At 57.7% G+C, this 3,928-nt stretch carries 4 protein-coding genes and 1 pseudogene; all 5 read right to left on the bottom strand.

The window, feature by feature from the left end; all coding sequences use genetic code 11:
• Window positions 1–186 precede the first annotated feature (186 nt).
• The gene (locus tag JUK32_RS06775) at window positions 187–1,146 is read right to left on the bottom strand and encodes a M23 family metallopeptidase (protein ID WP_204138091.1); all 960 of its coding nucleotides are present in this window, start codon (window positions 1,144–1,146) and stop codon (window positions 187–189) included.
• Window positions 1,147–1,242: 96 nt separating this feature from the next.
• Window positions 1,243–1,554: a hypothetical protein gene (locus tag JUK32_RS06770; protein WP_204138090.1), complete on the bottom strand. Its 312-nt coding sequence runs from the start codon at window positions 1,552–1,554 to the stop codon at window positions 1,243–1,245.
• Window positions 1,555–1,715: 161 nt separating this feature from the next.
• The gene (locus JUK32_RS06765; RefSeq protein ID WP_204138089.1) at window positions 1,716–2,405 is read right to left on the bottom strand and encodes a hypothetical protein; all 690 of its coding nucleotides are present in this window, start codon (window positions 2,403–2,405) and stop codon (window positions 1,716–1,718) included.
• A 33-nt stretch (window positions 2,406–2,438) separates the two neighbouring features.
• The gene (locus JUK32_RS06760; RefSeq protein WP_204138088.1) at window positions 2,439–3,662 is read right to left on the bottom strand and encodes a serine hydrolase; all 1,224 of its coding nucleotides are present in this window, start codon (window positions 3,660–3,662) and stop codon (window positions 2,439–2,441) included.
• Window positions 3,663–3,733: 71 nt separating this feature from the next.
• Window positions 3,734–3,928 (bottom strand): annotated as a pseudogene (locus tag JUK32_RS06755) (CPBP family intramembrane glutamate endopeptidase); the annotation flags it as partial.

Here is a 3,928-nt window from a genome sequence, read left to right as displayed (position 1 = left end):
GATTCTCCATCTCGATGACCCCATGTTTTCTGGCAGCATCCTACTACAACATGACTTGTGTGTACTTAGTAGCCCAGAACAGGAGAAGGGGAGCCGGAGCAAGTCCCTCTCCCAGTTTTGGGAGAGGGATTTAGGGTGAGGGCGGGTAAATGCAGCATGTTGAGGGAGCCATCGAGATGTGTGTACTTAGTAGGGGTTGTTAGGGGGGGTGATGCGATCGCCACGAATCAAAAATTGTCCGGCAAATCGTATGGGCACAGGATCACCGGAAAGTGGTGCCGCCGATGGGCCGGGGCGTTGAGCACTGATGTGTAAGTGCGGTTCGTTGCTGGCCCCCGAGTTACCCACCTCAGCCAGGCGATCTCCCACCTGCACCGTCATCCCGGCCTCCACCGCCAGACTTTGGGGACGAAAATGGGCGAGTAACACATCGACCTCACCACACCGCAGAATGACATGATTGCCCGCCCGATTTTCTGGATCAACCTGGGGAATCGGCATATCGGGAAAGCGGTCGATCGCCTGCACAATGGTGCCGGCACAGGGAGCCAAAACGGGTTCCCCATAAATCTGGTAAGCGGCCAGCTCGTCGGGCAGAATGCCATCAGCCCGGAGACCGAACCGATCGAGTTGAACCAGATCAACACCATAGCTCTGGCCGCGATAGGCGCGAAAACGCGGCACTGACTCGTCCAGGGTTTTCATATGGGGATTGATCTGGAGGTTGCTACCGCCATGCACAATCAAATACTCTCCCCCCTGTAGCGGAAACGTCAGGTCAACCACGGGGATGGGGGGCGGCAGGCGACCTGCCCAACTTTGCCAAGCGGCGTTGCCGACCCATACGCCAAATGCCACGAATGCCACAGTGGTCATCCACCCCAACCAATGCGAGGGCAACGGTTGCAGCGGCTGGCGGCGGCGACATCCGATCACCACGGCCACGACCAAGAGCACCCCGTAGAGATAGGGAGTCCACCAGGGCGGAAACATCCAGACGCCGAGGCGGGCGATCGCAACCAAGGTCATGGCCGTGACGAGCGCCTGCAGCGCAAAACCTAACAGGTTACGGGGATGAGCGATCGCTAACCCGGCAATTAAGACCAGCGGCAAAACAATCTGTAGACCAATGAGTGAAATCATCATAGTTGCTACCGATAGATTACAAGGAGTGATCGCGGGTCAGGGCGGCCTGCCACAGCGCCTTCATGGAAACCCGTTTCGGTTGAACAACTGGGTCAGTCATGGTGACCTCGCGTGGATTGATGCGTCTATCGCCAGTCCAGACATTATGGCCAGCCCCGCCAGCCCCGCACCCCCTGGATTAGGACTGCCCAGAAAACCGAGATACTCTTTGCGCTTTGGGGCGATCGCGACCTTAACCTTGGACCGCCGCCTGGGCACAAAAAACAACAGCGACCCGAGGGAACATAAAGATAGCCCGGCCAGTGCCGCTAGATGTGAGTACTGGGGGCTGTCCTGGAAACTGAGAAAACCGAGAAACCCCAGAAATCCCAACAGACCGAGAAATCGTCCATCGTTGGCTTGATTCATGTTTCTCCTCCAATCTAGATTTGCGATATAGGTAGAGCCACGCTGATGGTGGGAGGAAAGGGGCGATCGCTCCCCGCGCGCACGATGACGCTCAACCGTTGTTAGGCGTCTCCCGCTGACAAACCTCATGCTCAATGGGGCTCTGGCCTCTTGTGCCGATGTCAGACGGCCCCCTGGTCTCGCTTCCGTAACGCTAGCGCCAACAGGAACGTGAATAGTGGCGCAGTGACTGCCCAGGGAAAGCCCAGTATTAATAGCTTGTACGAATATGTAGGAGAGAAATACACGATGCTAATCAAGGGCGTAACCAGACCATGGCCGATTAAGGAAACTCGTACCCACCGCTCCAGTCCCACCTTACTGAGGGCCGGGACGGCAAACAGCGCCGCTAGCCCCATCGCAATGTAACCGATCGCGTCGTAGTCCCAGAACAGGGAGTGGGGCGTTTGTTCTAACCATTGGACGGCGGCAGACGCCCCGGCCAGCTTAGCGGGGATCACAGTCGCTAGCTGGACGACGTAATTAGCAGACACGAAAACAGCGTAAATTACGGTGAAGATCAATGCCGCGTGAGTCCAGAATTGGGCTTCGCGCGCAGTCAGGTGATGTAACGAGAGGATTGCAAGCATGAATGGCACTACGATGCAGAGAGAAGTGCCATAGATCAGGATTTCGTCGAGCGGGAAAGCAATCACACCCAAGATCTGAAAAATTTGCATCAGATCGTAGGCCACCATAAATGCTGCAGCCGTAAGCCCCGCTCCATAGCCAATCTGACTTATATTTGCGGTCATCACCTCACCCTCGTCGCTGCGATCGCGGGTTAATCTAACGTTTTTTTCGGGTGGCATAAATAACCTCACTCACCTCATCAAAGGAGTTCGTTAGTTTGTCTGCGCAGGTTGGTTGGCGGGTATACGTCCTTTCAGCACCTGCTCAGCCAAACGCAATTCGAGATCTGGCACCACCGGGGTCGTGTCATCGACAATGCCGATATCAGTATTGATTTGAAACGCAATGGCGACTTGGTAGTCGGGGTAGTAGCGGAGGCTGGAGCTGTAGCCTGGTATCCAACCACCATGACCATAAACAGGGCCAAAGGGACCGCGGCGATAAATCCCCACGCCGCTGCCATACTGAACATTGTCGCTGTCGGGGCGAATGGAAACGGCCTGCAGCAAATCATCTAAATAGTCACCCGGCATCGCCTGCCCCCCAAACAGAGCGGCTCCCCAGACCGCTAAATCGCGAGCATTGCTGACCAAGCCGCCCCCAGTCCACTCAAAGCCGGGATGCCACACCATGACGCCATCCGCCGTGGTGGTTTTAGGCGGCAATCCCAACGGATTATCGGCGGCCATGTAGCCAGCGGCGAGTCCCGGCAGCCAGCGACGGTCGGCGGGGGACGTAAACGTTAACCCCAACGGCGTCAAAAACCGGGTTTGAATTTCATCGTAGTAGCGGCTGCCCGTCACAGCTTCAATCACCAGTCCGGCCAAAATATAGCCGGTATCGGAGTAAGCCCAGGCGGTTCCCGGCGCAAAGCGGGGTGGCTGATCCAAGACAAATTCCAGCAAGGATTCTGGCGGAAACGGATTGCCAGGTTGCTGCCACTGACGGGAAACGGCGTTGGCAAAGCTGGCTAAATGCACATGGTCAGGCAGCCCGGAACTGTGGGTCAGCAGATGGCGCAAGGTGATGTCCGCGTGATGGGGGAGGCGGGCAAACCAGGGGCGATCGCCTACATACCGCGATATTGGCGCATCCAGATCCAGCCTCCCTGCCTGGGCGAGGGCGATCGCCGTGGCTCCCACAAAGGTCTTGCCAATGCTGGCGGCTAGCATCCGCGATCGCACCGTCATCGGGGTTGCCGTTTCGCGATCGGCCAGCCCCGTCGCGACGACCCCCACCGTGCCATCGGGTAATACGTAAGCTGCCGTTGCGCCTGGAAAACCGTACTGGTGCTGCGCCTCATCCAGCACGGTTTGAACTGCCTGGGTGCGATCGGAGATCACCAGGGGACGGGGTTGGAAGGCCATGAGCAGCAGAGCCAAGCCTAAAGGCAACCACCAGCGGCGGAACCAGGCACGCTGTCTTGTTCCTGACATGAATGTCAAAAAGTGGGGATCAACCCACCGCGATCGCCAAAGTCGCACCCTCTCCCACCAAGCTGAACGGCTCACAGGTTGGTGTCTCCGGTGAGCTCTCCCGGTCGCTCTCGCGGCACTGCAGCGGGCATCACCTGAGTGACGGCTCCAGTTTTGCGGCACAGGGTTTGGCGATTCAGCCCCACCACGACCAGCGCCACCGCCACCACAAAAATCATGTCGTAGGGCTGGGCATCCGGCCAGATCGGGTTAATCAGCTGCAAGTG

This window comes from Halomicronema sp. CCY15110 (genome assembly GCF_016888165.1).
Lineage (GTDB): Bacteria > Cyanobacteriota > Cyanobacteriia > Phormidesmidales > Phormidesmidaceae > Halomicronema.
Note: the sequence above shows the minus strand (reverse complement) of the source record. Positions and strands in the feature narration are given on the sequence as shown.

Excerpts from the sequence above, each read along its gene's own strand:
- JUK32_RS06760 (WP_204138088.1), bottom strand. The coding sequence starts at position 3,662 with ATGTCAGGAACAAGACAGCGTGCCTGGTTCCGCCGCTGGTGGTTGCCT.
- JUK32_RS06765 (WP_204138089.1), bottom strand. The coding sequence starts at position 2,405 with ATGCCACCCGAAAAAAACGTTAGATTAACCCGCGATCGCAGCGACGAG.
- JUK32_RS06775 (WP_204138091.1), bottom strand. The coding sequence starts at position 1,146 with ATGATGATTTCACTCATTGGTCTACAGATTGTTTTGCCGCTGGTCTTA.
- JUK32_RS06770 (WP_204138090.1), bottom strand. The coding sequence starts at position 1,554 with ATGAATCAAGCCAACGATGGACGATTTCTCGGTCTGTTGGGATTTCTG.